The sequence below is a fragment of the Pseudomonas sp. P97.38 genome (assembly GCF_001269745.1).
Classification (GTDB): Bacteria; Pseudomonadota; Gammaproteobacteria; order Pseudomonadales; family Pseudomonadaceae; genus Aquipseudomonas; species Aquipseudomonas chlororaphis_E.
Genome location: NZ_LHVJ01000024.1, coordinates 234,449 through 257,701, shown reverse-complemented (window position 1 = coordinate 257,701; position 23,253 = coordinate 234,449). Strand labels below are relative to the sequence as shown.

The 23,253-nt window shown below is 63.5% G+C and carries 17 protein-coding genes; 15 read left to right on the top strand and 2 right to left on the bottom strand.

Annotated features, from left to right (window positions below; translation table 11 throughout):
• Positions 1 to 290: 290 nt before the first annotated feature.
• The 4 genes from AD664_RS19080 (at position 291) to AD664_RS19065 (ending at position 7,162) form a co-directional block, all read left to right on the top strand.
• On the top strand, positions 291 to 3,920 hold the full coding sequence (locus AD664_RS19080) for a DUF2339 domain-containing protein (protein WP_053148614.1): 3,630 nt from the start codon (positions 291 to 293) through the stop codon (positions 3,918 to 3,920).
• Positions 3,917 to 5,293: a DUF3999 domain-containing protein gene (locus AD664_RS19075; RefSeq protein WP_053148611.1), complete on the top strand. Its 1,377-nt coding sequence runs from the start codon at positions 3,917 to 3,919 to the stop codon at positions 5,291 to 5,293. Before AD664_RS19080 ends, AD664_RS19075 begins: the two co-directional genes overlap by 4 nt.
• A gap of 258 nt (positions 5,294 to 5,551) precedes the next feature.
• Positions 5,552 to 6,562 (top strand): class 1 fructose-bisphosphatase, encoded by a 1,011-nt coding sequence (locus AD664_RS19070; RefSeq protein WP_042730856.1) that lies wholly within the window; start codon positions 5,552 to 5,554, stop codon positions 6,560 to 6,562.
• Between the two features lie 3 nt (positions 6,563 to 6,565).
• Positions 6,566 to 7,162 (top strand): DUF924 family protein, encoded by a 597-nt coding sequence (locus AD664_RS19065; RefSeq protein ID WP_053148608.1) that lies wholly within the window; start codon positions 6,566 to 6,568, stop codon positions 7,160 to 7,162.
• A 123-nt stretch (positions 7,163 to 7,285) separates the two neighbouring features.
• Here AD664_RS19065 and AD664_RS19060 read toward each other — a convergent pair whose 3' ends face one another.
• The gene (locus AD664_RS19060) at positions 7,286 to 9,178 is read right to left on the bottom strand and encodes a methyl-accepting chemotaxis protein (RefSeq protein ID WP_199925083.1); all 1,893 of its coding nucleotides are present in this window, start codon (positions 9,176 to 9,178) and stop codon (positions 7,286 to 7,288) included.
• Between the two features lie 283 nt (positions 9,179 to 9,461).
• On the opposite strand from AD664_RS19060, the gene AD664_RS19055 reads away from it, so the two are divergent.
• Complete coding sequence (locus AD664_RS19055) at positions 9,462 to 9,716, top strand: lipoprotein (RefSeq protein WP_042730859.1); 255 nt, start codon at positions 9,462 to 9,464, stop codon at positions 9,714 to 9,716.
• A gap of 48 nt (positions 9,717 to 9,764) precedes the next feature.
• Positions 9,765 to 10,334, top strand: coding sequence for a lipocalin family protein (locus tag AD664_RS19050; RefSeq protein ID WP_047736157.1), 570 nt, complete (start codon positions 9,765 to 9,767; stop codon positions 10,332 to 10,334).
• A 117-nt stretch (positions 10,335 to 10,451) separates the two neighbouring features.
• Here AD664_RS19050 and AD664_RS19045 read toward each other — a convergent pair whose 3' ends face one another.
• Complete coding sequence (locus AD664_RS19045) at positions 10,452 to 11,816, bottom strand: formimidoylglutamate deiminase (protein WP_053148605.1); 1,365 nt, start codon at positions 11,814 to 11,816, stop codon at positions 10,452 to 10,454.
• 143 nt (positions 11,817 to 11,959) lie between these two features.
• Between AD664_RS19045 and hutC the strand changes: the two genes are divergently transcribed.
• The 9 genes from hutC to hutH (AD664_RS19000) all read left to right on the top strand — a co-directional run bounded on the left by hutC (position 11,960) and on the right by hutH (AD664_RS19000) (position 23,119).
• On the top strand, positions 11,960 to 12,670 hold the full coding sequence (gene hutC, locus AD664_RS19040; protein ID WP_172679745.1) for a histidine utilization repressor: 711 nt from the start codon (positions 11,960 to 11,962) through the stop codon (positions 12,668 to 12,670).
• Positions 12,667 to 13,236, top strand: coding sequence for a HutD family protein (locus tag AD664_RS19035; protein WP_053148601.1), 570 nt, complete (start codon positions 12,667 to 12,669; stop codon positions 13,234 to 13,236). Before hutC ends, AD664_RS19035 begins: the two co-directional genes overlap by 4 nt.
• A 383-nt stretch (positions 13,237 to 13,619) precedes the next feature.
• Positions 13,620 to 15,308: a urocanate hydratase gene (gene hutU, locus AD664_RS19030; protein WP_047736153.1), complete on the top strand. Its 1,689-nt coding sequence runs from the start codon at positions 13,620 to 13,622 to the stop codon at positions 15,306 to 15,308.
• Positions 15,309 to 15,456: 148 nt separating this feature from the next.
• Positions 15,457 to 16,923 (top strand): cytosine permease, encoded by a 1,467-nt coding sequence (locus tag AD664_RS19025; protein ID WP_053148598.1) that lies wholly within the window; start codon positions 15,457 to 15,459, stop codon positions 16,921 to 16,923.
• 70 nt (positions 16,924 to 16,993) lie between these two features.
• Entirely contained in the window at positions 16,994 to 17,962 is a 969-nt protein-coding gene (locus tag AD664_RS19020; RefSeq protein WP_053148595.1) for an ABC transporter substrate-binding protein, read from the top strand.
• Positions 17,963 to 18,033: 71 nt separating this feature from the next.
• Positions 18,034 to 18,885, top strand: a complete 852-nt coding sequence (locus tag AD664_RS19015) for a proline/glycine betaine ABC transporter permease (RefSeq protein ID WP_047736151.1) — start codon at positions 18,034 to 18,036, stop codon at positions 18,883 to 18,885.
• Entirely contained in the window at positions 18,882 to 19,712 is an 831-nt protein-coding gene (locus tag AD664_RS19010) for a glycine betaine/L-proline ABC transporter ATP-binding protein (RefSeq protein ID WP_052497403.1), read from the top strand. The genes AD664_RS19015 and AD664_RS19010 overlap by 4 nt, the downstream gene beginning before the upstream one ends.
• Positions 19,713 to 19,936: 224 nt before the next feature.
• Entirely contained in the window at positions 19,937 to 21,460 is a 1,524-nt protein-coding gene (hutH, locus tag AD664_RS19005) for a histidine ammonia-lyase (protein WP_053148592.1), read from the top strand.
• A 126-nt stretch (positions 21,461 to 21,586) separates the two neighbouring features.
• The gene (hutH, locus tag AD664_RS19000) at positions 21,587 to 23,119 is read left to right on the top strand and encodes a histidine ammonia-lyase (RefSeq protein WP_042732475.1); all 1,533 of its coding nucleotides are present in this window, start codon (positions 21,587 to 21,589) and stop codon (positions 23,117 to 23,119) included.
• The last annotated feature ends 134 nt before the right edge of the window (positions 23,120 to 23,253 follow it).

The window sequence follows — 23,253 nt, the reverse complement described above, 5'->3', positions numbered from 1 at the left end:
TTGCTGTAAGAAATGTGAGCGAAGCCCAACGGCGACTGGGCTTCGTCGATATACTAGGCGCCAGTTTCGCCGGGCTGTGTGACTGGGCTCATCTATTGCATTGTCACCCATCCAATGTGGGAGCGGGCTTGCTCGCGAAGGCGGTATGCCAGGCAACATCGTCATTGCCTGACACACCCCCCTCGCGAGCAAGCCCGCTCCCACATGAGATGGTGTGGTTTTCACTGGACTGAGCCAGGCACCGCATCGCCCCGGTTATGCCCGCAACGGGCCGCTTAGGGATATCGACCATGCAATGGATCTTGACGCTGTTAGGCCTGGCACTTGGCTGGGTGGTGGATGAGTCGTTCGCCGACGCGCTGATAGGCGCGCTGCTGGGGCTCGGCATTGCTCAGGGGTTTCGCCTGAGCCGCCTGGCAGCCCAGGCGGCCGAACAGCAGAACCTGCTGCGCAAGACCCAGCAGGCCCTCGACACGCTGGAGCAGCGCCTGGCCCTGTTCGAGCACAATCGCGCCCCGGTGCCGAGCGAACCGGCCGCGGCGCCGGCGCGGGAAATCATCGTGGCCCGGGTGCCGGAGCCCGAGGTTAAGGCCGAACCGGAGCTGGTCTGGGAACTGCCTGCTGATCTCGAACCCATTTCCGCTCCCGCGATGGCTGCCGAGGCCAGCCAGCCGTTGCCCGACGATGTCTGGACGCCTGCGCCCGTCAGTCGGCGGCAAGACCGCCCAGTGGCGTCCGAGCCCGTGGAGCCGGTCATCGCGCAACCGGCGGCGCCCCGTGGGCCGAACCTCATCGAGCGGGCCTTGGCGGGCGCGCGCAACTGGCTGTTCGGCGGCAACACGGTGCTGCGGGTTGGCGTGGTGCTGTTGTTCCTCGGCCTGGCGTTCCTGCTGCGCTATGCCACCGAAGGCATGGTGGTGCCCATCGAGCTGCGGTATGCCGGCGTTGCCGCCAGTGCCCTGGGCCTGCTGGGCCTGGGCTGGTGGTTGCGCCAACGCAACAATGGCTATGCGTTGATGCTGCAAGGCACCGGGATCGCGGTGCTCTACCTCACGGTGTTCGCCGCCATGCGCTTGCACCCGCTGCTCGACGCCAAGGCGGCCCTGGGCCTGTTGGTGGCGGTCACGGTGTTCTCGGCGATCCTGGCGGTGACCCAGAACGCCTTGGGCCTGGCGGCCGCCGCCGCGCTGGGCGGGTTTGCCGCACCGATCCTGACATCTACCGGCAGTGGCAATCACGTCGCACTGTTCAGTTATTTCATCCTGCTCAATGCCGGCATCCTGGCGATCGCCTGGTTCAAGGCCTGGCGCCTGCTCAACCTGATCGGTTTTGTCGGCACGTTCGGCATCGGCATCGCCTGGGGGCTGCGCTCCTATACACCGGAACTGCTCTTGAGCACCGAGCCGTTCCTGGTTGTCTTCTTCCTCATGTACCTGGCGATCGGCTTGCTGTTCACCCGGCGCAAACTCCTGGAGATGAGCGACGCCCCCGCGGACGGCAGCCGTGAAGCCTTGCTGCGCTGGTCGGCGCACAAGGGCGATTACGTCGATGGGACGATGCTGTTCGGGCCGCCGCTGGTGGGCTTCGGCCTGCAATTCGTGCTGGTCCAGCACCTGGAATTCGCCGCCGCTTTCAGTGCCCTGGCCCTGGGCATGATCTACATGGGCCTGGCGCGTGTCCTGATGGGCGGTCGTGCCTTGTTGCTGGCCGAAACGTGCCTGGCCCTGGGGGTGGTTTTTGCCAGCCTGGCCATTCCCCTGGGCCTCGATGCCCGTTGGACATCGGCGGCCTGGGCGGTGGAGGGCGCGGGGATCTTCTGGTTGGGCCTGCGCCAGCAACGGCCTGTTGCCCGTGCATTCGCCCTGTTGTTGCAACTGGGTGCGGCGCTGGCGTTCGTCAGCGAACTGCGCGGCGGCACAAGCAGCCTGCTCGACGGCGCGCCGTTGGGCGCCCTGATGTTGGGCGCTGCGTTGCTGTTTACCTTCTACCGATTGCGCCAGGCCGAACCGCAGCAGTCTTCGCCCTGGGAACGTCAAGGCTTGCCGGTGCTGGCCGTGCTGGGGCTGTCTTTCCTCTATCTGTTGGCGCCGCTGTTTTTCTTTGCCCACGGCACGGCCATCGCCTGGGCCCTGGCGGGGCTGGCGACGTTGTTCGTGGGCTTGCGCCTGCACTCGCGCAGCTTCCTGTTCACCGCGTTTGCCGTGCAACTGCTGGGCGGTGCGCTGTTCCTGATGCGCCTGCAAGGCGCCGAGAGTGATTCAACGGCGGTGTTCAGTGCCGGCTGGAGTGGTTTGCTCACTGCCTCACTGATCGGCCTGGCCTTGATTGGCGGCATGTTGCTGGCGGCGCGTGACGACATGGTGCGCAACGATGTACGCCTGCTGCGTGGGTTGTCGGTGGTGTTGTTGGCAGGGTTGGTGTTGATCAACCTCGCCGTGCTGTTCGTCCTGCCGTGGCAAACGGCGAGCGGTGTGTGGGCCGCCAGCGGCCTGTTGATCATCTGGCTGAGCCTGTACCTGAAACAGCGCGCCAGCTTTGTCTTCGGCCTGTTGTTGCAATTGCTCGGTGGCGCGGCGTTTCTCACGGCGGGGCCGGCATTGCTCGGGCCGCTCGACGCCGAGGGCCTGCGTCCCCTGGCCCATGGCGGGTTCTGGACGCCGCTGGTATTAGGATTGGCGGCGCTGGTCGGCGCCTGGCGCTTGCAGCGAGGGCAAGCGGCGGCGGTGTTCGAAGCCTTGAGCCTGCGACGCTTGTCCGAGCTGCTGCTGGTCTGGGGCGCCGGTTGGTGGGCGTTGGCTTGGGTCAGCGAAGTGCTGCGGTTCGCCCCGGCCCACCTGTCGGGCAGCTTGCTGCTGGTGGTGGCGGCCGCCAGTGTCGCGGTGTGGGCCCTGCTGTCGTTGCGCTTGAAGTGGCCGGCGCTGGGCGTGCTCTGCACTTTGCTGGTTCCGGCGGCGGGCTGTGTGCTGGTGGCGAGCTGGCACAACCGCTATCACCCAGCCGCGGAGTTTGGCTGGCTGGCCTGGCTGGCGGTGTTCGCCGTGCATTTCCTGTCCCTCAAGCGCCTGGCGCCGACGCTGCCGGCCCAGGTTCGCAGCAGCGCCCATGTGCTCGGCGCCTGGTTGCTGATCGGCGTGCTGGCGCTGGAGTTGCGCTACGGCCTGCTGTTGCTCTCCGAAGCGTACAACGCCTGGCGTTGGCTGGGCTGGGCGATCCTGCCGAGTCTGTACCTGGTGCTGATGGCCTCGCCGCGGGCCTGGCCATGGCCGGTGGCAGCCCAGCCCCGTGAATATCGGCTCTATGCGGCGGCGCCCCTGGCGCTGTTGATGCTCGGTTGGTTCTGGCTGGCGAACACCTTCAGCGACGGTACGGCGCAGCCCTTGCCTTATGTGCCGCTGCTCAACCCGCTGGAACTGGGCCTGCTGTTTGCCTTGTTCGGGGTCTACGTGTGGGCGCGCAGCGCGGTGGCGCAATTGACGCTTCATTGGGCCCATGCCGAGCATGTCGCCCAGTTGCTCGCCGGGCTGTCGCTGTTCGCATTCTTCACCGCCGTGGTGATGCGCAGCGCTCACCACTGGATCGGCGTGCCGTTCGAACTGGACGCCCTGCTCGACTCCATGTTCGTGCAGGCCGGGCTGTCCATCGTCTGGACCCTGATTGCCCTGGGCCTGATGATCGGCGGGCACCTGCGGCATCGCCGCGAGGTCTGGTTGGTCGGCGCCGCGTTGATCGCGGTGGTGGTCGCCAAATTGTTCTTTGTCGAGTTGAGTAACCGCGGCGGTCTGGCGCGGATCGTGTCGTTCATCGGCGTGGGCGTGTTGCTGTTGGTGGTCGGCTACTTCGCGCCGCTGCCACCCAAACGCTCGGAAACGGTCGAATCGACCGAACCGCCAATACCTGTCAGTGAGGGAGTGTCATCTTGAGTCGCACGTTGAATCGGATCGGGCTGGGTGTGGTGGGGTTGTGGGTGGCCTTGTCGGCCACCGCCCAGGAGCAACCGGCGGATTTTGCCCACCAGGTGCCCTTGGCCTTGAGCGGTGAGGGGCCGTGGTATCGCCTGTCATTGCCCTTGGACGTGCAACTGCAGGCGCGGCAGACCGACTTGAGCGACCTGCGGGTGTTCAACGCCGCCGGGCAGCCCCAGGCCTATGCCTTGGTGCGCGAGTCGGCCCAAAGCCGAGAAAACCGCACCCTCACCGACGTAAAGTGGTTCCCCCTGTACAACGCCGCCGATGACAACGAGCGCGCACCCAGCGTGCGGGTGCAATCGAATGCCAATGGCACGCTGGTAGAAGTCCAGCCATCCAGCCGCCTTGAAGCCGGTGAGGAAGAACTGCGTGGCTGGCTGTTGGACGCCAGTGCGATCAAGGCACCGTTGCAGCAGTTGATCCTCGACTGGACCAGCGAGCGCGACGGTTTCCAGCGCTTCACCATCGAGGCCAGCGACGACTTGCAGCACTGGCAGTCTTGGGGCGATGGCCAGGTGGCGCGCCTGACCTTTGCCGATGAGCGGGTCGAACAGCATGAGGTCAACCTGCCGGGGCAACCGGCGCGTTACCTGCGCCTGTTGTGGGATTCACCGTCCTCCGCACCGGTGCTGACGTCGGCCCAGTTGCAGAGCACCCGCCACGAGAGCCTGCCGTTGCCATTGGTCTGGTCGAAGCCGTTGGCCGGCACCACCCTCAAGGCCGGTGAATACACCTGGCAACTGCCCATGGGGTTGGAGATCGAGGAGTTGCAGGTCGAGCTGAGCCAGGCCAACAGCCTGGCGCCGGTGACCCTGGCGGGGCGGCGTGAAAGCAGCCAGCCGTGGCAACCGATGGGCAGTGGCCTGTTGTATCGCCTGACCCAGAACGGCCAGGATGTGCAGCAGAACCAGTTGCAGTTGTCTGGCCAGACCGTGCAGCAGTTGAAGCTGACGGTGGATGAGCGGGGCGGTGGCCTCGGCACCGAAGCGCCGGCTCTGCGTTTTGCCGTGCGCCCGACCCAGGTGGTGTTCCTGGCGCGTGGCGAGGGGCCCTACAGCCTGGCTCTGGGCAGTGCGACGGTGAAGGCCGCGAGCCTGCCGCTGACCACCCTGGTGCCGGATTATCGCCCCGCGCGCTTGGCCGCCCTGGGTTCGGCGACCGTGAGCGCAGCGACCACCTCCACCACGGTGGCCGCACCGGCCGCCGCGCCTGCGCCAGTCGACCCCTCCTGGAAGAAAATCGGCTTGTGGGCGGTGTTGCTGCTCAGTGTGCTGTTCCTTGGGGCGATGGCGTTCAGCTTGCTGCGCAAGCCGCCGGTCAAGTCCTGAAGATGGGCATGACTGAGCACCGAGTCGCCTGATTCGCGAGCGAGCCCGCCCCACATTTGGCCCTGTTCGACAGGACAATTGGGTCGCCTGTGGGAGCGGGCTTGCTCGCGAAGGTGCTCGCCCCGGCAGGCAGGCGATCTGCAAGCCATCGTCACCCTGTGAACTCAATCCTCCTTATCCCGTCTCATAGGAGGAATTAAGTCCCGACTCGCGCTAAACTGCGCTGGTTTTTCCGCCCCCTATTCTTCGGAGCCGTCCATGTCCCGCGTTACCTTGAGTCGCTATTTGATTGAGCAGACCCGCAGCAACAATACCCCTGCCGATCTGCGCTTTTTGATCGAAGTGGTGGCGCGTGCGTGCAAGGAGATCAGCCACGCCGTCTCCAAAGGCGCCCTGGGTGGTGTCCTGGGCAGCATGGGCACCGAAAACGTGCAGGGTGAAGTGCAGAAGAAGCTCGACGTGCTCTCCAACGAGATCCTGCTCGAAGCCAACGAATGGGGCGGTCACCTGGCCGGCATGGCGTCCGAGGAAATGGACAACGCCTACCAGATCCCGGGCAAATACCCCAAGGGTGCCTACCTGCTGGTGTTCGACCCGCTGGACGGATCGTCCAACATCGACATCAACGCACCGGTCGGCACCATCTTCTCGGTACTGCGTTGCCCGAACGAATACCTGAGCCAGAACGAAGCCCTGAATGAAAAGGCGTTCCTGCAACCCGGCACCCAGCAGGTCGCTGCCGGCTATGCCATCTACGGGCCGCAGACCATGCTGGTGCTGACCCTGGGCGACGGCGTCAAGGGTTTCACCCTGGATCGCGAAATGGGCAGCTTCGTACTGACCCACGAAGACATCACCATTCCTGAATCCACCCAGGAATTCGCCATCAACATGTCCAACCAGCGCCACTGGGAAGCGCCGGTGCAACGCTACGTCAGCGAATTGCTGGCTGGCGAGGAAGGTCCGCTGAAAAAGAACTACAACATGCGCTGGGTCGCCGCGATGGTCGCCGACGTCCACCGTATCCTGACCCGCGGTGGCCTGTTCATGTACCCGCGCGACAGCCGCGAGCCGTCCAAGCCAGGCAAACTGCGCCTGATGTACGAAGCCAACCCGATGTCGTTCCTGGTGGAGCAGGCCGGCGGCGCTTCCACCGACGGCCACCAGCGGATCCTCGACATCAAGCCTGAAGGCCTGCACCAGCGCGTGGCGGTGTTCCTCGGTTCGAAGGAAGAAGTCGCCCGCGCCACGGCGTACCACAAGGAGTAAATCATGGCCGAGCCTTGGCAGCCGTTACTCGATTGGTGGTTTGGTTCAGCCGACACACCGGACGAAATAGCCGCTGACAAGGGCAAGCTGTGGTTCGGCAAACACCATGACCGCCAGGCGCGCGAGCGCTTCGGCGATCAGGTCGAGCAGGCACTGGCCGGCGGATTGGTCGACTGGGCGCAACGCCCGGAAGGTTGGCTGGCTTTGGTGCTGTTGCTCGACCAGTTACCGCGGATGATCTTTCGCGACACCCCCAAGGCCTTCTCCGGCGACCTTCGTGCACAGGCCCTCGTGGCCCAAGGCATGGCGGCGGGTTTCGACCGGCAGCTTGAGCCGATCCAGCGCGTGTTCATCTACCTCGTACTCGAACACTGCGAAAACCTCGCGGTGCAGAACGAAGCCGTGTCACGGTTTATCGACCTGGTTCGAGAACAGCCTGAAGCGCAGCGGGCGGTGTTTGAAGACAACCTGGATTATGCCGAGCGGCACCAGAGGATCATTGCCCGGTTTGGACGGTTTCCCCATCGCAATGGGGTGTTGGGAAGGGAATCTACGGCTGAGGAAGTGGCGTTTCTGAAAAAGCCGGGGTCAAAATTCTGATTTTGCGGTGAGGCGGATGCCGCCTTCGCGAGCAAGCCCGCTCCTACAACTGATTGCGTTTCCTCTGACGGAACACGGTCAACTGTGGGAGCGGGCTTGCTCGCGAAAGGGCCCGCAAGAGCGCTAGATCCGGAAACTGCCCACCAACTGCTTCAACCGCGCCGCCTGCTGTTCGAGGTCGGTGCAGGCCCGCAACGTGGCTTGCAGGTTTTCCACGCCTTCCTGGTTCAGCGTATTGATCTCGGAAATGTCGACGTTGATCGACTCCACCACCGCGGTCTGTTCTTCGGTGGCGGTGGCGACGGACTGGTTCATGCCGTCGATTTCACCGATTCGCTGGGTCACGCTGCCCAGGCGTTCGCCGGCCTGGTTGGCGATGCCGACGCTGCTTTCGCTCTGGCGCTGGCTGTCGGTCATGGTCAGCACCGCCTCCCGCGCGCCGACTTGCAGTTCTTCGATCATCTTCTGGACTTGCTGTGCCGAATCCTGGGTGCGGTGAGCCAGGTTGCGCACTTCGTCGGCCACCACTGCAAAGCCACGACCGGCTTCTCCGGCCCGGGCGGCCTCGATGGCGGCGTTCAGGGCCAGCAGGTTGGTCTGCTGGGAAATGCTGGTGATCACCTCGAGGATCTGGCCGATGTTCACCGTGTTGCTGTTCAGGGTCTCGATGTTGCCGCACGAATCGCTGATCTTGGCGGACAACTGCTGCATGGCGGTGATGGTCTTGTCCACCACATGCTGGCCTTCTTCAGCCAGGTTGCGCGCGTCGCTGGAATGCTGCGAAGCGAGCGCGGCGTTCTGGGCGATTTCCTGGGCGGCGGCGCCGAGCTGGTTGATGGCCGCGGCGACGCTGCTGGTGCGCGAAGCCTGCTGGTCGGAGTTGAACATCGAGGAATTGGACGCACTGACCACGCGCAGGGCAACTTCGTTGACCTGGCCGGTGGCCGACGCCACTTCGCGGATCGAGGTGTGGATGCGCTCGACGAAACGGTTGAACGACACGCCCAGTGCACCGAATTCGTCGTGGCCGTGGATGGTCAGGCGCCGGGTCAGGTCGCCTTCGCCTTCGGCGATGTCATGCATGGCGCGGCCCATGGTCAGCAGCGGTTGCATCAACACGCGGATCAGCATGCCCAACAGGGCGATGATGAACACCACGGCAATGGCCATGGCGATCAGCGCCGAGGTGCGGAACTCGCTGAGCATCGCCAGGGCGGTGTCCTTGTCCAGCACCAGCGCCACGTACCAGTCCGCGCCCGGCACGCCATTGACGCGGGTGAAGGAGATGAACTGGGTCTTGCCGTCGAGTTCGACCTCCTTCATGCCGGGGCTGACTTGCGGCGCACCGTTAGGGTAGGCCTCGGCCAGGGTCTTGAGTACACGCTTGCTGTCCGGGTGGATCAGGATCTTGCCTTCGGCGCTGACGATGAACGCATGGCCGTGGCCGCCGAAGTTCAGCGAGTTGATGATGGCGCTGACGCTGGACAGGTCGATGTCCGCCCCGGCCACGCCGATCATCTGGTTCTGGCGCTGCACCGGGGTGGCCACGGTGATCACCAGTTTGCCCGATGAGGCGGCGATGTAGGGTTCGGTGACGATGGTCTGCTGGGCGCTGTTGGCGGCCTTGTACCAGCCACGGGCGCGAGGGTCGTAGTCGGCGGGACGGTTGCCGGCCGGGACCGAGAACATCACGCCGTCGGTGCCGCCGAAATAGCTGAGCTGGAAGTTGCCCGTGTAGGCCGGCAGGTCGACGGCGCGCTTGAGGCTGGCGGCGCTGTTGCCGTCGATGGCGATCTGCTGGGCCAGCGATTGCAGCAACTGGATGCGTCCTTCGACCCAGGTCTGGATGTTGCGACTGGTCAGGCTGCCGAGTTCCTGCATGGTGGTTTCGGTGCTGCTGTTCAGGCTCTGGCGCTGACGGTAGTCGTTGAACAGGATGAAACAGGCGAATGCAACGGCTACCACGAGGGCGGCAGCCAGCAGGATTTTGTGGCTGAATTTCATGTTTCTGGTCATTAAGAGCGCTACCGCAGAGGAGCTGGTCAGGAAGGGGGGCAATTTGCCATAACGCAGGGCTTTGCGCTGCTCTTTTTATCGGCCGGCGGGCGCCAAGGATCAGCGCCCGGTGCCGCGATCCCGACGAAATGGCCAACACCGTCACAAACTGATTGATTTACCGACGAAACGGCGCATCCGAGGCCAATAAATACTGGGGTTGTCGGGGAACCAGAAGAGGGTTTTCTCTTCTAAGGTTCTGGTTGGCACCCTAGCCACCCCCTTCCGTTCCAGGAGTTACACCATGTCACTGCGCTCTATCGCCCTGTTGTTCGTGTGCGTCGTATTGACGGCCTGCAGCAAGGTCAACCAGGAAAACTATTCGAAGCTGTCAGCCGGCATGCCCAAGGCCGAAGTCGAAGCGTTGCTGGGGAAACCGACCGATTGCTCGGGCGCGCTTGGCATGTCCAGTTGCACCTGGGGCGACCAGAAAAGCTTTATCAGCGTGCAGTACGCCGGTGACAAAGTGTTGATGTTTTCCGGCCAAGGCCTGAAGTAAACCGGGGCTAGTGGCCTGTGTCGGCCGCTAGGTGCCTGCGGGAGAAAAATAATGCGGTTATTGTTAGTACTTTTAGCCGGTCTGGTTTTGGCTGGCTGTGCCACTTCTGGCGAAGACCCGTTGGCGCCCAAGACTGTCCACAGCGTCAACCTCAAGCGTTACCAAGGGACCTGGTACGAGTTGGCCCGCCTGCCGATGTATTTCCAGCGCAACTGTGCGCAATCCGAAGCCCATTACACCCTCAAGCCTGACGGCAACGTGGGCGTGCTCAATCGCTGCCTGACCTCGGACTGGCAGTGGGAAGAAGCCCGCGGCACCGCCACGCCGCAGGTGCCGGGCAAGACCGACAAGCTCTGGGTCCAATTCGACAACTGGTTCTCGCGGATCGTGCCGGGCGTGGCGAAAGGGCAGTATTGGGTGTTGTACGTCAGTGACGACTACAAGACCGCCATCGTTGGCGACCCGAGCCGCCGCTACATGTGGTTGCTGTCCCGCACGCCCACCGTCAACAGCGTCGTGCGCGAAGAGCTGCTGAGCAAGGCGCGCCAGCAGGGCTATGACACGACACGGTTGATCTGGCGAGCGTCGGATCGGCAGATGGCCAAGACGTCGGATTGATCTGCTCAGACCCCTGTGGGAGCGAGCTTGCTCGCGATGACGGACTTTCATTCAACTTGAGCGTTGAATGTGAGGGCCTCATCGCGAGCAAGCTCGCTCCCACATTTTTCTTAGGTGTCAGCCCAACAGCTCGCGCAACACCTGGGTAAACGCCTGGGCGCTTTGCTCTTCGGCGGCGTGACGACCGTCGCGCACCACCCATTGACCGCCCACCATCACATCACGCACCTGGCGATCCCCGCCGGCAAACAGCCATCGATTGAGGATCCCGTCGCCCTGCGCGGTGGCGAGATACGGGTCCTGGCCATCGAGCACCAGCCAGTCGGCACGCTTGCCGACTTCGAGGGCGCCGATCGGTTGCCCCAGCGCCTCGGCGCCGCCGTCCAGCGCGGCATCGAACAAAGTCCGTCCGACCATCGGCTGATCCGCCCGATACAAGCGGTTGCGCCGTTGATCCCGCAGGCGCTGACCATATTCCAGCCAACGCAGTTCTTCCACCACGCTCAATGACACATGGCTGTCGGAACCGATGCCCAGCCGGCCGCCCTGGGCGAGGAAATCCACGGCCGGGAAAATTCCGTCGCCCAGGTTGGCCTCGGTGGTCAGGCACAGGCCGGCAATCGCCTGGCTCCTGGCCATGAGGCTGACCTCGTGGGCGTTGGCGTGGGTGGCATGGACCAGGCACCAGCGCCGGTCCACCTCGACGTTTTCGTACAACCATTGCAGCGGGCGGGCGCCGCTCCAGCTCAGGCAGTCGTCGACTTCCTTCTGCTGCTCGGCGATATGGATATGCACCGGGCACTGGCGATCGCTCGCCGCCAGCACGTCGTGGATCTGCTCAGGTGTCACCGCACGCAGGGAGTGGAAGCACAAACCCAGGGCCTGGGTGGGTTGCCCGGCCAGGATCGGCTGCAAGCGTGACTGGAGTTTGAGGTAGTTCTCGGTACTGTTGATGAAGCGCCGCTGCCCGTCATTGGGCGCCTGACCGCCGAAACCGGAATGGCTGTAGAGCACCGGCAGCAACGTCAGGCCGATTCCGGCGCTGCTAGCGGCCTGGCTGATGCGCAAGGCCAGTTCCGCCGGGTCGGCGTAAGGCGAGCCGTCGGTATCGTGGTGCACGTAGTGGAATTCGGCGACCGAGGTGTAGCCGGCCTTGAGCATTTCGATATACAGCTGCCGGGCGATGATGCCGAGCTGATCGGGGCTGATTTTTCCGACGAGCCGATACATCAGGTCGCGCCATGTCCAGAAACTGTCGTTGGGGTTGCCCGCCACTTCCGCCAGGCCGGCCATGGCGCGCTGGAACGCATGGGAGTGCAGGTTCGGCATGCCCGGCAGCAGCGGCCCCGCCAGGCGTTCGGCGCCGTCTGCGTGGGAATCGGCCTGGATAAGGGTCAGCACGCCCGCGGCGTTGACCTCAAGGCGTATATCGTTGGCCCATCCACTAGGCAGCAGCGCGCGTTCGGCAAAGAAGGCGGACATGGTTCAACCTCATCGTGCGTAATTTGTATATACATATACAGACGTTTGCCTGGCCGGTAAACTCCGGCAAGCTAGCCTTCTTATTCGCAGAACAGGGAACCGCCGTGCCGACTCCGCCTGCCAAACCGCCGCTGGCCGCAACCATGGGTGACAGTCCGGCGCCCTTGTATGCCCGCGTGAAACAGATGATCACCCAGCAGATCGACAGTGGAAACTGGCCGCCGCACTACCGCGTGCCGTCGGAAAGCGAGCTGGTCAGCCAATTGGGTTTCAGCCGCATGACCATCAACCGGGCCTTGCGGGAAATGACCGCCGACGGCCTGTTGGTGCGCATGCAGGGTGTCGGCACGTTCGTGGCCGAGCCCAAGAGCCAGTCTGCCTTGTTCGAAGTGCACAACATCGCCGACGAGATCGCCTCCCGTGGGCATCGCCACACCTGCAAGGTCATCACCCTGGAAGAAGAGGCCGCCGGTTCCGAGCGGGCCTTGGCGCTGGACATGCGTGAAGGCCAGAAGGTGTTCCATTCGTTGATCGTGCATTTCGAAAACGATATTCCCGTGCAAATCGAGGACCGTTTCGTCAACGCGCTGGTGGCGCCGGAATACCTCAAGCAGGACTTCACCCTGCAAACGCCCTACGCCTACCTGAACCAGGTCGCGCCGCTGACTGAAGGCGAGCATGTGGTCGAAGCGATCCTCGCCGAGCCGAATGAGTGCAAGTTGTTGCAGATCGAAAAGGGCGAACCGTGCCTGTTGATCCGCCGCCGTACCTGGTCGGGGCGCCAGCCGGTGACCGCGGCACGGCTGATTCATCCCGGTTCCCGTCACAGTCTGGAAGGGCGGTTTCATAAGTGAGCGACTTGAAGATCCTGCGCGCGGCGGATTACCCGCGCATGCCGTGGAAGAACGGCGGTGGCAGCACCGAGGAAATCACCCGCGATGCCGGCACCGGCCTGGAAGGTTTCGGCTGGCGCCTCTCGATTGCCGATATTGGCGAGTCTGGCGGTTTTTCCACGTTCGCCGGTTACGAGCGGATTATCAGTGTCTTGCAGGGTGACGGCATGACGCTGAGCGTCGATGGCCAGACCACGCGGCCGCTGCAGCCGCTGGATCCCTTTGCGTTCAGTGGCGAGAGCCATGTGCATTGCACCTTGCTCGGCGGGCCGATTCGCGACTTCAACCTGATCTACGCGCCACAGCGTTACCGCGCACGGCTGCAATGGCTAGGCGGCCAGCAGCGGTTTTTCAGCGAGGCGCAGACGCTGCTGATATTCAGTGCGGCCCCGGGGCTGACGCTCAAAGTGGGTGAAACCACTGCGGGCCTGGGTCTTTACGACTGTTTGCAACTGAGCGGTAACACTGGGCTGGTGGAAGTCGCCACCCACGGCCAATGTTGTGTGATCGAGCTGACAGCTCACTGACACATCTTGCGACAGGGTTTTTGTGGTGAGGAAGCAAGCTCCCTCACCACAAAAAACCCTCACTGTTTCCTTCTATGCGCACCAACTTGTTACCGAATGCCCCAGCGCGGCGCAATGCTGCGCTTTTTTGTCCCTCCGATTTCTCTCCAAAAAAACCTCTCAAAAAAAAATCATCCGGCTTGCAAACCCATCAACCACGGGGCTCGCAGCTAATCTCCCAGCGATTCTGAAACATCCTCTCCAGCAAGTTGGCCGCTTGATTGCATATGCTTGTACATACAAGTAAAGACGTATGCGTATGAGTGACGACATTCAACGCGACGTTCGCAAAATCGCTGCCCGCTGCCGGGCTGGTCTGAATTGATCGCTGAGGAGTTTTTGCTGTGACCGACGCTACCCGCAAACCTGAAAAATACCGTGACGTTGAAATCCGCGCCCCTCGCGGTAACACGCTGACCGCCAAGAGCTGGCTGACTGAAGCGCCGCTGCGCATGCTGATGAACAACCTCGACCCACAAGTGGCCGAGAACCCCAAGGAGCTGGTGGTCTACGGTGGCATCGGCCGCGCGGCACGCAACTGGGAGTGCTACGACAAGATCGTCGAAAGCCTCACCCATCTGAATGACGACGAAACCTTGCTGGTGCAGTCCGGCAAGCCAGTGGGCGTGTTCAAGACCCACAGCAATGCCCCGCGCGTACTGATCGCCAACTCCAACCTCGTGCCGCACTGGGCCACCTGGGAACACTTCAACGAACTCGACGCCAAGGGCCTGGCCATGTACGGCCAGATGACCGCCGGCAGCTGGATCTACATCGGCAGCCAGGGCATCGTGCAAGGCACCTACGAAACCTTCGTCGAAGCCGGTCGCCAGCATTACGACGCTAACCTCAAGGGCCGCTGGGTCCTGACCGCCGGCCTGGGCGGCATGGGCGGCGCGCAGCCGTTGGCCGCGACTCTGGCCGGTGCCTGCTCGCTGAACATCGAGTGCCAGCAGGTGAGTATCGATTTCCGTCTCAAGACCCGCTACGTCGACGAGCAGGCCACCGACCTCGACGACGCCCTGGCCCGTATCGAGAAATACACCGCCGAAGGCAAGGCCATTTCCATCGCGCTGTGTGGGAACGCGGCTGAAATCCTGCCGGAATTGGTCCGTCGTGGAGTGCGCCCCGACATGGTCACCGACCAGACCAGCGCCCACGACCCGCTCAACGGTTACCTGCCGGCCGGCTGGACCTGGGACGAGTACCGCGCCCGGGCCAAGACCGAACCTGCCGCCGTGGTGAAAGCCGCCAAGCAATCGATGGCCGTTCACGTCAAAGCCATGCTGGCCTTCCAGAAAATGGGTGTGCCGACCTTCGACTATGGCAACAACATTCGCCAGATGGCCCAGGAAGAAGGCGTCGAGAATGCCTTCGACTTCCCCGGTTTCGTCCCGGCCTATATCCGTCCGCTGTTCTGCCGCGGTATCGGCCCGTTCCGTTGGGCGGCGCTGTCGGGTGACCCGCAAGACATCTACAAGACCGACGCCAAGGTCAAGGAACTGATCCCCGACGATGCCCACCTGCACAACTGGCTGGACATGGCGCGCGAGCGCATCAGCTTCCAGGGCCTGCCGGCGCGTATCTGCTGGGTCGGCCTGGGTCAGCGCGCCAAGTTGGGCCTGGCGTTCAACGAAATGGTGCGCAGCGGCGAGCTGTCCGCGCCGATCGTGATTGGCCGCGACCACCTGGACTCCGGTTCCGTGTCCAGCCCCAACCGCGAAACCGAATCCATGCAGGACGGCTCCGACGCTGTCTCCGACTGGCCGCTGCTCAATGCGTTGCTCAACACCGCCAGCGGCGCGACCTGGGTATCGCTGCACCACGGTGGTGGCGTGGGCATGGGCTTCTCCCAGCATTCGGGCATGGTGATTGTCTGCGACGGCACCGATGAAGCCGCCGCGCGGATCGCCCGCGTGCTGCACAACGACCCGGGCACCGGCGTGATGCGTCATGCCGACGCCGGTTACCAGATCGCGATCGATTGCGCCAAGGAGCAGGGGCTGAATCTGCCGATGATTACCGGCAAGTAACGCAGGCCCCCTGCGGGAGCGAGCTTGCTCGCGATGGCGTCATCAGATTCGACACCGGCATCGGCTGATACACCGCTATCGCGAGCAAGCCCGCTCCCACAGGAAGCAGGCTCCACAGGAACCCAAAACAATCCATAGAGGTTGAATCATGGCCACCAGCAGCACAGGTGCAAGCAGCAAGCCGTTGATCGAGAAACGCTCGATCGACTACATCCCGGAAGCGGAGAGGCACGGCCGATTGTTGAGCCAGTTCACCCTCTGGATGGGGGCCAACCTGCAAATCACGGCGATTGTCACCGGTGCCTTGGCGGTGGTGCTGGGCGGTGATGTGTTCTGGTCGTTGATCGGGCTGCTGATCGGCCAACTGCTCGGCGGCGGCGTCATGGCGTTGCATGCCGCGCAAGGCCCCAGGCTCGGCCTGCCGCAGATGATCTCCAGCCGGGTGCAGTTCGGCGTCTATGGCGCGGCCATCCCGATCGTGCTGGTGTGCCTGATGTACCTGGGTTTCACCGCCACCGGAACCGTGCTGTCCGGCCAGGCGCTGGGCCAGTTGTTTGGCGTCAGCGACAGTGTCGGCATCCTCATTTTCGCCAGCGTCATCGTGCTGGTCACGGTGCTGGGTTATCGGGTGATCCACTTCATCGGCCGTGTCGCCAGCGTGATTGGCGTGATTGCCTTTGTGTACCTGTTCGCTCGCCTGATTGGCCAGGTAGATGTCGGTGCCCTCCTGCAGATCCGCCATTTCAGCTGGAGCAGCTTCCTGCTGGCGGTGTCGCTCGCCGCGTCCTGGCAGATCGCCTTCGGCCCCTACGTGGCCGACTATTCGCGCTACCTGCCGAGCAGGACGTCCTCGGTGAAAACCTTTTTCGCCGCGGGCGCCGGCTCGGTCATCGGCGCGCAGGTGGCGATGATCCTCGGCGTGTTTGCCGCCGCTTCGGCCAACGGGCAGTTCGCGGGTCACGAAGTGGCCTACATCGTGGGCCTGGGCGGCGCTGGCGCCACGGCTGCGCTGCTGTACTTCAGCATCGCGTTTGGCAAGGTCACCATTTCCACGCTGAACTCCTACGGCAGCTTCATGTGCATCGCGACCATCATTAGCGGCTTTCGTGGCCACCTGAACGTAACGCGCTTGCAGCGCGTGGCCTTCGTGCTGGTCATCGTCGGCGCCGCGACCCTGATCGCGTTGCTCGGCCAGCACTCGTTCCTGGGTGCGTTCAAGTCGTTCATCCTGTTCTTGCTGGCGTTCTTCACGCCTTGGAGCGCGATCAATCTGGTGGACTACTACTGCATCACGCGCGAGCGCTATGACGTGCCGGCGCTGGCCGATCCAAACGGTCGCTATGGTCGCTGGAACGCCTTGGGTATCAGCGTCTATGCCTTGGGTGTACTGGTCCAGTTGCCGTTCATCGCCACCAAGTTCTTTACCGGCCCGCTGGTGGCTGCGATGGGGGGCGTGGACATCTCGTGGATCATCGGCCTGGTGGTCCCGGCGGCGCTGTACTACGTCCTCGCCAAGCGGTGGCACAGCGCAGTACCCGATCAATTGATCCTGCCGGTCGAGCAGGACACGGTTGACGCACAACCGAGCAGGGCGGGCCGCGTTCACGCGGCCTGATGGGACGTTGACAGGGCTGGATGCCTCTTGACTGCCGTAAGCCAACTCAAATGATTAGGAGCGTCACACAATGAAATCGAACAAGACCCTGCTGACCACGTTGCTTTCCATGGGCCTGCTGGCCAGTGCCGGCGCCACGCAAGCGGCGGGTTGGTGCGAGTCGGGCAAACCGGTGAAGTTCGCCGGCCTGAACTGGGAAAGCGGCATGCTGCTGACCGACGTCCTGCAAGTGGTGTTGGAAAAAGGCTACGGCTGCAAGACCGACAGCCTGCCGGGTAACTCCATCACCATGGAAAACGCCCTGAGCAGCAACGACATCCAGGTGTTTGCCGAAGAGTGGGTCGGCCGCAGCGAGGTCTGGAACAAGGCCGAGAAGGCCGGCAAGGTGGTCGGCGTCGGGGCGCCGGTGGTGGGCGCCATCGAGGGCTGGTACGTGCCGCGCTACGTGGTGGAAGGCGATGCCAAGCGCAAGCTCGAAGCCAAGGCACCGGGCCTGAAGAACATTGCCGACCTGGGCCAGTACGCCGCCGTGTTCAAGGATCCGGAAGAACCGTCCAAGGGCCGCTTCTACAATTGCCCGGCCGGTTGGACCTGCGAGCTGGACAACAGCGAAATGCTGAAAAGCTATGGCCTGGAAAATACCTACACCAACTTCCGCCCTGGCACTGGCCCGGCGCTGGATGCCGCCGTGCTGTCGAGCTACAAGCGTGGCGAGCCGATCCTGTTCTACTACTGGTCGCCCACGCCGCTGATGGGCCAGGTGGACCTGGTAAAACTGGAAGAAAAACCGGGCGTGGACAAGAGCGTGAGCATCAAGGTCGGCCTGTCCAAGACGTTCCACGACGAGGCACCGGAACTGGTCGCGGTACTGGAAAAGGTCAACCTGCCCATCGATATCCTGAACCAGAACCTGGGGCGCATGGCCAAAGAGCGGATCGAGTCGCCAAAACTGGCGAAGATCTTCCTGAAGGAACATCCTGAAGTCTGGCACGCCTGGGTCAGTGAAGACGCTGCCAAGAAAATCGACGCGGCTCTGTAGGTCGAATTCTTCCCGGCCAACCATAGGGCTGGCCGGGACGTTCACCGCATCCCTTTGATCGAGAGTCTCTTATGTTTCCCGAAAGCTTTACCTTTTCCATCGCCGACTGGGTCAACGGTTGGGTCGATTCGCTGGTGACCAACTATGGTGATGTGTTCCGGCACATCTCCGACACGTTGCTGTGGGCCATCGTCAACCTCGAAGGCCTGCTGCGCCTGGCGCCGTGGTGGTTGATGCTGGCCATCGTCGGTGGCATTGCCTGGCACGCCACGCGCAAGGTCGTGGCCACGGCGGTGATCGTCGGCCTGTTGTTCCTGGTGGGCGCGGTGGGCCTGTGGGACAAACTGATGCAGACCCTCGCGTTGATGCTGGTCGCAACGCTGATCTCGGTGTTGATCGGCATTCCGCTGGGCATCCTTTCGGCGCGCAGCAACCGCCTGCGCTCGGTGCTGATGCCGTTGCTGGACATCATGCAGACCATGCCCAGCTTCGTGTACCTGATTCCGGTGTTGATGCTGTTCGGCCTGGGCAAGGTCCCGGCGATCTTCGCCACGGTGATCTATGCCGCGCCGCCCCTGATTCGCCTCACCGACCTGGGCATCCGCCAGGTGGACGGCGAAGTGATGGAAGCCATCAATGCCTTCGGCGCCAACCGCTGGCAACAGCTGTTCGGCGTGCAACTGCCCCTGGCCCTGCCGAGCATCATGGCCGGGATCAACCAGACCACCATGATGGCCCTGTCGATGGTGGTCATCGCCTCGATGATCGGTGCCCGTGGCTTGGGCGAAGACGTGCTGGTGGGTATCCAGACCCTCAACGTCGGACGCGGCCTGGAAGCCGGCCTGGCCATCGTGATTCTCGCCGTGGTCATCGACCGCATTACCCAGGCCTATGGTCGCCCTCGGCATGAGGTGAGCAAATGAACAACACCGCCATCAGCAAAATCGAAGTCAAGAACGTCTTCAAGATCTTCGGCAATCGCCCCAAGGACGCCCTGGACCTGATCCGCCAGAACAAGACCAAGGACCAGGTGCTGGCCGAAACCGGTTGCGTGGTCGGGGTCAACGACCTGTCGCTGAGCATCGGCACCGGCGAAATCTTCGTGATCATGGGCCTGTCCGGCTCGGGCAAGTCCACCCTGGTGCGCCACTTCAACCGGCTGATCGACCCCACCAGCGGCGCGATCCTGGTGGACGGCGAGGACATCCTGCAACTGGACATGGACGCCCTTCGCGAATTTCGCCGGCACAAGATCAGCATGGTGTTCCAGAGCTTCGGCCTGCTGCCCCACAAGAGCGTGCTGGACAACGTCGCCTACGGCTTGAAAGTGCGCGGCGAAAGCAAGCAGGTCTGCACCGAACGAGCGCTGCACTGGATCAACACCGTGGGCCTGAAGGGCTACGAGAACAAGTACCCGCACCAGCTCTCCGGCGGCATGCGCCAGCGCGTGGGCCTGGCCCGAGCGTTGGCGGCGGACACCGACATCATCCTGATGGACGAGGCCTTCAGCGCCCTCGACCCGCTGATCCGCGCGGAAATGCAGGACCAGTTGCTGGAACTGCAAAAGACCCTGCACAAGACCATTGTGTTCATCACCCACGACCTCGACGAAGCCGTGCGCATCGGCAACCGCATCGCGATTCTCAAGGATGGCAAGCTGATCCAGGTCGGCACCCCCCGGGAGATCCTGCATTCGCCGGCCGATGAGTATGTCGATCGGTTCGTGCAGCGCCGGGCGGCGGTGGTTTAGGTCCATGGGCGATTGTGGCGGGTGCGCTGTTGTGGCGAGGGAGCTTGCTCCCGCTCGGGCGCGAAGCGGCCGCCTCTTCGGGTCTGCTGCGTAGCCCAGCGGGAGCAAGCTCCCTCGCCACAAGAGCGCACCACCCTGGAATGCGCACTCTGTGGGAGCGAGCTTGCTCGCGAAGGCGTCGGCAAAGTTGCATCAATATTCAAGTTGTACGGATGAGGTTGAAGATGTCCCAGGCTGAAAAAATCATCATCGCCGATGCCCCCCTGCGTTGGCAGGACGTGGTCGCCGTCGCCCGTTTCGGCGCTCCGCTCGAGCTGTCGGCCCAGGCCTGGGCGCGGATCGACAATGCCCAGGCCATCGTGCAGCGCATCGTCGAAAGCGGCGAGCGCGCCTATGGCGTCAACACCGGCCTGGGGGCCTTGTGCAATGTTTCGCTCAAGGACGAACAACTCAGCCAGCTGTCGCGCAACACCTTGCTCAGCCATGCCTGTGGCGTCGGCGCGCCGCTGGCCGATGAGCAGGCGCGGGCGATTCTCTGCGCCGCCATTCTCAACTACAGCCAGGGCAAGTCCGGCATTCATCGCCGGGTGGTCGAAGCGCTGCTGGCGTTGCTCAATCGCGGCATCACCCCGCAAGTGCCGTCCCAGGGGTCGGTGGGTTACCTGACCCACATGGCCCACATCAGCATCGCCCTGCTGGGTGTTGGGCAGGTCAGCTACCGCGGGCACATCGTTCCGGCGCAACAGGCCCTGGCTGCCGAAGGCCTGCAACCGGTGCAACTGGGGGCCAAGGACGGTTTGTGCCTGGTCAACGGCACGCCATGCATGACGGGCCTCAGTTGCCTGGCCCTGGCCGATGCGACGCGCCTGGTGCAATGGGCCGATGTCGTCGGCGCCATGAGCTTCGAGGCCCAGCGCGGACAGATTGCCGCGTTCGACGCCGAGATCATCGCCCTCAAGCCGCACCCCGGCATGCAGCAGGTCGGGGCCAATTTGCGCGCCTTGCTCGACGGCAGCGAAGTGATTGCCTTGAGCCTGGGCATTCGCACCCAGGATGCCTTGAGCATCCGCTCGATCCCCCAGGTGCACGGGGCCGCTCGCGACCAGTTGGCGCATGCCCGGCAGCAGATCGAAACCGAACTCAATGCCGCCACCGATAACCCGCTGCTGCTGGGCACGCCGGAGCATTTCCGGGTGATGTCCCAGGCCAACCCACATGGCCAGTCGGTGGCGCTGGCGGCGGACCTGCTGGCGATTGCCATGGCGGAAATCGGCTCCATCGCCGAGCGCCGCCTCGACCGCTTGATCAACCCGCACGTCAGCGGCCTGCCGGCGTTCCTGGTGGCCAACCCCGGCGTGAACTCGGGGATGATGATCGTGCAGTACGTCGCCGCCTCTTTGTGCGCGCAGAACCGTCAGTTGGCGCAACCGGCGGTGCTCGATAACTACGTGACCTCGGGTTTGCAGGAGGATCACCTGAGCATGGGCACCAACGCGGCCTTGAAGCTGCACGGCGTATTGGAAAACTGCACGCAGATCCTTGCCATCGAGTACCTGCTGGCGGCCCAGGCCTTCGAATTTCTCAAGGGGCAACGCTTCGGCGCCGGCACCGGCGTTGCCTGGCAATTGCTGCGTGAACGGGTTCCGCCCTACGACCAGGACCGCTGGTTGGCGCCCGACATCGCCAGTGCCGCCGCGCTGCTGAAGGACCCCTACGTGCTGCATGACGCGTTACCGAATCTGAATTGAACACAACCGCCAGCGTGCCAAGGCACCTCTTGCCCACAAGGCATCGCCCACAAAGCGAAGGTGACGGATAACGGAACATTCCGGAGCGACTGGCGGATACATAAAAACTCTCAAAAGGAGCAGGAAATGACAGCGTTGAACTTGATCCCCGGCCAACTGAGCCTGGCTCAATTGCGTGACATCTATCAGCAACCGGTGACACTGAGCCTCGACGCCAGTGCCTCGGCGCAAATCGAAGCCAGCGTGGCGTGCGTGGAGCAGATCCTCGCCGAGAACCGCACCGCCTACGGCATCAACACCGGTTTCGGCCTGCTGGCCTCGACCCGCATTGCCAGCGAAGACCTGGAAAACCTGCAGCGCTCGCTCGTGCTGTCCCATGCCGCCGGTGTGGGCGAGCCGATCAGCGATGCGCTGGTGCGGTTGATCATGGTGCTCAAGGTCAACAGCCTGAGCCGGGGTTTTTCCGGCATTCGCCGGCAGGTGATCGATGCGCTGATCGCGCTGGTCAATGCCCAGGTGTATCCGCACATCCCGCTCAAGGGCTCGGTCGGGGCTTCCGGTGACCTGGCGCCGCTGGCCCACATGTCGCTGGTGCTGCTGGGCGAAGGCAAGGCCCGTTATAAAGGCGAATGGCTGCCGGCCGTCGAGGCCTTGAAAGTCGCCGGTCTCGCACCGCTGACCCTGGCCGCGAAAGAAGGCCTGGCGCTGCTCAATGGCACTCAGGTGTCCACCGCGTTCGCCCTGCGTGGCCTGTTCGAAGGCGAAGACCTGTTCGCCGGCGCCCTGGCCCTGGGCAGCCTGACCGTGGAAGCCGTGCTCGGCTCGCGCTCGCCGTTCGATGCCCGCATTCATGCCGCCCGTGGCCAGAAAGGCCAGATCGACGCCGCCGCGGCGTACCGCGACTTGCTGGGCGAGCGCAGCGAAATCTCCGCCTCGCACCAGAACTGCGACAAGGTCCAGGACCCGTACTCCCTGCGCTGCCAACCGCAAGTGATGGGCGCGTGCCTGACCCAGTTCCGCCAGGCCGCCGAGGTGCTGGTGATCGAAGCCAACGCCGTGTCGGACAACCCGCTGGTGTTCGCCGCCGAAGGTGACGTGATTTCCGGCGGCAACTTCCACGCCGAACCGGTGGCCATGGCTGCCGACAACATGGCCCTGGCGATCGCGGAAATCGGCTCGCTCAGCGAGCGCCGCATTTCGCTGATGATGGACAAGCACATGTCGCAGTTGCCGCCGTTCCTGGTGGGCAATGGCGGGGTCAACTCCGGCTTCATGATTGCCCAGGTCACCGCGGCTGCCCTGGCGAGCGAGAACAAGGCGCTGTCCCATCCTCATTCGGTGGACAGCCTGCCGACCTCGGCCAACCAGGAAGACCACGTTTCCATGGCCCCGGCCGCTGGCAAGCGTCTTTGGGAGATGGCTGAGAACACCCGCGGGATTCTCGCGGTGGAATGGCTGGCGGCGTGCCAGGGCCTGGACCTGCGCGGCGGCCTGAAGACCTCGCCGAAGCTGGAGCAGGCCCGTGGCCTGCTGCGTGCAGAAGTGCCGTTTTATGAGAAGGACCGCTTCTTTGCGCCGGACATCAATGCCGCCAGTGAACTGTTGGCGAGTCGTTGCCTGAACGAGTTGGTCACGGCGCAGTTGTTGCCGAGCCTGTAAGGACACCATCGCGAGCAAGCACACATGATGTTGATCCTACTCGATACCTGTGGGAGCGGGCTTGCTCGCGAAAGCGCAGGATCAGCTTGCATCAATGTCGAATGTGCCGCCGTCTTCGCGAGCAAGCCCGCTCC

Excerpts from the sequence above, each read along its gene's own strand:
- hutH (WP_042732475.1), top strand. The coding sequence starts at position 21,587 with ATGACAGCGTTGAACTTGATCCCCGGCCAACTGAGCCTGGCTCAATTG.
- hutC (WP_172679745.1), top strand. The coding sequence starts at position 11,960 with ATGGGTGACAGTCCGGCGCCCTTGTATGCCCGCGTGAAACAGATGATC.
- AD664_RS19055 (WP_042730859.1), top strand. The coding sequence starts at position 9,462 with ATGTCACTGCGCTCTATCGCCCTGTTGTTCGTGTGCGTCGTATTGACG.
- AD664_RS19080 (WP_053148614.1), top strand. The coding sequence starts at position 291 with ATGCAATGGATCTTGACGCTGTTAGGCCTGGCACTTGGCTGGGTGGTG.
- AD664_RS19020 (WP_053148595.1), top strand. The coding sequence starts at position 16,994 with ATGAAATCGAACAAGACCCTGCTGACCACGTTGCTTTCCATGGGCCTG.
- AD664_RS19015 (WP_047736151.1), top strand. The coding sequence starts at position 18,034 with ATGTTTCCCGAAAGCTTTACCTTTTCCATCGCCGACTGGGTCAACGGT.
- AD664_RS19010 (WP_052497403.1), top strand. The coding sequence starts at position 18,882 with ATGAACAACACCGCCATCAGCAAAATCGAAGTCAAGAACGTCTTCAAG.
- AD664_RS19025 (WP_053148598.1), top strand. The coding sequence starts at position 15,457 with ATGGCCACCAGCAGCACAGGTGCAAGCAGCAAGCCGTTGATCGAGAAA.
- AD664_RS19060 (WP_199925083.1), bottom strand. The coding sequence starts at position 9,178 with ATGACCAGAAACATGAAATTCAGCCACAAAATCCTGCTGGCTGCCGCC.
- AD664_RS19045 (WP_053148605.1), bottom strand. The coding sequence starts at position 11,816 with ATGTCCGCCTTCTTTGCCGAACGCGCGCTGCTGCCTAGTGGATGGGCC.
- AD664_RS19070 (WP_042730856.1), top strand. The coding sequence starts at position 5,552 with ATGTCCCGCGTTACCTTGAGTCGCTATTTGATTGAGCAGACCCGCAGC.
- hutH (WP_053148592.1), top strand. The coding sequence starts at position 19,937 with ATGTCCCAGGCTGAAAAAATCATCATCGCCGATGCCCCCCTGCGTTGG.
- AD664_RS19065 (WP_053148608.1), top strand. The coding sequence starts at position 6,566 with ATGGCCGAGCCTTGGCAGCCGTTACTCGATTGGTGGTTTGGTTCAGCC.